This window comes from Deltaproteobacteria bacterium (assembly GCA_016874775.1).
GTDB lineage: Bacteria > Desulfobacterota > Binatia > Bin18 > Bin18 > VGTJ01.
The window spans coordinates 1-4073 of the sequence record VGTJ01000306.1 but is presented as its reverse complement, the minus strand read 5'-3'; the positions used below and the strand labels follow the sequence as shown (position 1 = coordinate 4073).

At 53.7% G+C, this 4073-nt stretch carries 1 protein-coding gene; it reads left to right on the top strand.

Annotated features, from left to right (window positions below; translation table 11 throughout):
* Window positions 1-190: 190 nt before the first annotated feature.
* A complete protein-coding gene (locus FJ147_27730) occupies window positions 191-3910 on the top strand; it encodes a hypothetical protein (GenBank protein ID MBM4259674.1) in 3720 nt (1239 codons plus the stop codon).
* The last annotated feature ends 163 nt before the right edge of the window (window positions 3911-4073 follow it).

Below are 4073 nucleotides of genomic sequence, written 5' to 3'. Positions count from 1 at the left end.
GTCGCCCGCGTTCATCCAGCTCTTCGACCAGACTTCGATACTTAGACCGAAGCCAGCACACAATGGTCTCGTCTCTCATCCCTGCTCTTGTGCAGAGGCTCTCCACTCCGGTCAATCACTATTGCGGTAAGTTGTTTCCTGCCACCGCCTTATCACACCGCCAACCCAAGCCCAGGAAATCTTTCAGGCATTGGGCAAGAACTTCAGCATCGCTAATCTCGATCAGATCAACAAGGATCTCGACACAAATAGCGACAAAGCCGATGCGACAGTGAGTGAAGCGTTGTCAGTAAAAAAATATCTGCCGGTGAGTTATCGCAAAGCGTTCAACTTCACTACTCCAAGAACACGTAACGCGGTCACCGATGATAGCTACCACTGCGCGATTCGTGATGCTCAGAAGATCCCAGGCTTCAAACGCAGCCCCGACGACATCAGTTGGGGCAAAGTGTTTGCTTTTGTCCTTCGCCAGCCGCTGTTGGCCCGACACGTCGGTATGATCTACGAAACCCAGATCACCATCAGTGCGAGTGATTTTCCTCAGGGTGGCTGGCTGTTTGTCGATCTCACCGCCAATGGCGATTACAAGGCACAACAGCAAGCTGACGACGACTTCATCAAGAAATACGCTGTCCGTATTCCGATACTCAAACTCGGGCAAGCACGCCAGGTCTTTGCCCCACTGTTGTTTCCCGTGTTGTTCAAAGCCCAACCTGCCGATCCTGATCCTGCACCAGTTGGCAATTATGACACCCTGTTCATCGAAGCCGCCAACTATGACGACGGTTTCGCCAAGATTCTCCACACCTGGCAGCCACGCAATCGCAATCTGCTGTTCGAAGATAACGACGGCGCCCATCCCGTGAAGGATGTCGGTATTCGCCTCGGCTGGGATGATGAGCAAATTCTCGTCTGGTACATGCGCCAGATGATCAATGATCAGAGCGCCGGGAAACGTCTCGATGCGCCGTTGGGTGTCTTTGGTTATGCCGTTGATGTTCGTGAAGTGACGACACCAGAAAATTCATGGGACTCGTTGAATACCGTAACCAGCAAAATGCCGCTCGTACTGGCGCGAGACAAGACGCAACCACTGGACACCATCAATCTGGGAAACTTCGCTGGAGAGCTGCCGTATCAGGTGTATCCGATGCAGCTCGACGGCAACACGAATAACAACTACTGGCTGCCGATGTATTTTGCCAACTGGAACGGCCACAACATGGTGCTGCCCGACCAAGAAGCGGCTGACATCTACCAAACCCTCAGTGAAGATGTGCGAGCCGACCCTGAAGATCCGATCAACGATACTGGCACAGGCGTGAGTGGCCCAGCACAAAACCGGTTAAACACGGTGTATACAGCCGGTCCGATCACCACGACGCTTCGCTATGGTAAGCAGTATCAGTTTCGTGTGCGGTTACGCGACATCAGTGGTGGTGGAACACCGTTCCTGCCTACGGTCACTCCCATCAATGAATCGCCTGCCAGCATCGGCACCTGCCAGTTTCAGCGCTACGTCGCGCCCAACCAGGTTCGCATCGACAATCTCCCGGTCAACACCGATGCCACCGCTGAGCTGACCCAACTGACACTGCACCGCCCGCTCTTGGGTTACCCTGCGGTAGTCTACACCGGCAAATACGCTGATGCTGTCAGCCTGCTCAAAACGGCATCGCAGACAACCTATCTCGGCAAGGAGGCGTTTGGCATCGCTGACCCTGATGTGAACCGGGTTGAGATTACCGTCGAAGTGCAAACCCTGAAGATGGATAACCTGCTGAGTGTGTCTGGACGTGACAACTATGTTCACCTGTACACAACGTACCGCTCATTTCCGGCGATTAACACCGAGAGTGATTACAACGCGACGTTGACCGTGCCGATTGTCTACCGTGACTGCAAGGTGTTACACACCGGCGCAGAGACCAACGTGGGTGCTGATCTGCAACTGCCGGACGACATCGACAACCTCACTGAGATCGTTCTTCCTACCGCCCGTACGATTCGCCTGACACTGAGGGCGGTCTGCGAAGAGAAAGCGCAGAACGAGAATTATTATGGCCTGCTCAACGATGCCGATCACAATCGCGACGTGCGTTTTGGACAGATCGTTGAACTACAGCTCTACAAAGCCTCAACTGACGAAAGTGATCTGCTGGTCGATGCGAGTGCCGCACAAAAGCTACAAGGCGTCTTTCTCCAACCAGATCCGCCCCGCACGTTCGACGGCAAGGTCATTACACTTCTATTTGGCAAAGAAGTTGTCAAACCACCTGATGCCATCCAGCGCGTAGCCAAACAGCTTAATGTCGAGAACATCGGCTTGACCCTTACCGCCGAGAAAGGCGAACGCATTCAATTTGGCTGCTCCAATCGCATCCGCCATACCTTGTCGCCAGACAATTCCTCGCTGACCTTCGCTTCAGAGGGAGATCTGATCAATCACTGGCTGTGCTGCGTCAGTCTGCAAATCGATCGCGATTGGACCTGGGATGCCCTTGAAGAGCGCAGTCTCGTCATTAGCAGGACTCGACGTTTCACCAATGACAACGCGGTCAGTGAAAGCGAAACTACGGTCGTCGGCGATATTGAAATCAAACACACAGCCTCATTTGAGGCGCTGCACAACCCACGCCGTAATTATACACGGCTGATCTTTATTGATGCGGTGGAGCCCAAAAATGAGCGTATGCAACCAGCACCCAACAATCAGGAGCCGCGCTTTCCTGATACGATTGAGGTGAGCTACAGCATTGCGCCGCGCTTCAAACCTGCCCATGCTGCGCAACAGGATGGGAACGAGCAACTGGCGGCCACGTTGCCGATCGCCACGCCTCCGGCGCAAATCCCCAAGATTGCTTCGGCTGGCATTGCGCTCTCGCCGTATCAACGCAACGAGAAATATTCAGCGACTGACCCTCGTCGTCGCTTTCTCTGGATCGAGTTTGATGAGCCGGTCAAAGATCCCAATGACGCCTATTTCGCCCGCGTGCTGGCGTACTCCCCTGATCAGCTCATCAGTAACAACCATCCCTCCTTGTTCATTGCGCCAGACGAGCCAGCGTTGCCGATTGATCCCGAACAGATCCGTGTCATTGCCCCTCATGCCACCAATGACCTTGCGGGCCTCAACGCCATGCAACCGATGCAGAAGGCAACCGATAGCGACCGACATTACCTGTTACCGCTACCACCAGGATTGCACGCCGATGCCGCAGAGTTATTCGGCTTCTTTACCTATGAGTTTCGTGTAGGACATTTGCGCAACCAGAACACGCAAGCGATGGTGTGGACTACTGCCCAGGGACGTTTTGGGCGACCGTTGCGAGTGACCGGCGTTCAGCACCCTGCGCCGACCCTCACCTGTACCGTCAATCGCGACGAAGACAAGCTGTATGTCTCAGCGCCATACAGTGTCGCAGTCCACAACGGCAAAAACGTCACCGCGGACCCACCGCGGACACAGTTGTGGTGCCTGCTGTATGCTCAGGTTCGCCAAGCTGACAACAAAGACTTCAGAAACATCCTGTTAGACGACAAACAACTCGACTGGCGCGTACAGATCGAGGAGGAAAAAGAGGTCAACTGGTTCCTCAAGTACGATGACATCCAGCGTCAGACCCTCAAAAACATCAGCATCCGCAACTGGAAAGACGAGTTGAGCTACGGCAACCTCCAACATGTTTACAAACTCGCTGAAGTCGACCTACTCAACAAAGACGCCACCAAATACGGCACGGTGGTGTGGAGCAACAGCGAGATCAGCCAGTTCTTACAGCTCTATGGCCTGCCTGAAGATGCGCCGTTGAGTGTGTTGGTCGTCGAGATCTTACCAACGATCACCAACATTTATGAACATATCTCCGGGTTAGATAAACCGAATCAGGACTTACGCTTTGGACCTTAACAAGCCGTGACATGAGGGTTTTGTAGTTCAGCGCGAAGGTAATGACTAAACAAACTCTCCCGCACGGCATACAGGGTCTGGCCCAGTTCTTGAGCTTTCACTTTCAAGGATACCCACGCATGATAACAACATGCTAAGTGATTGCGCTGTGCCCGCGCCGCCC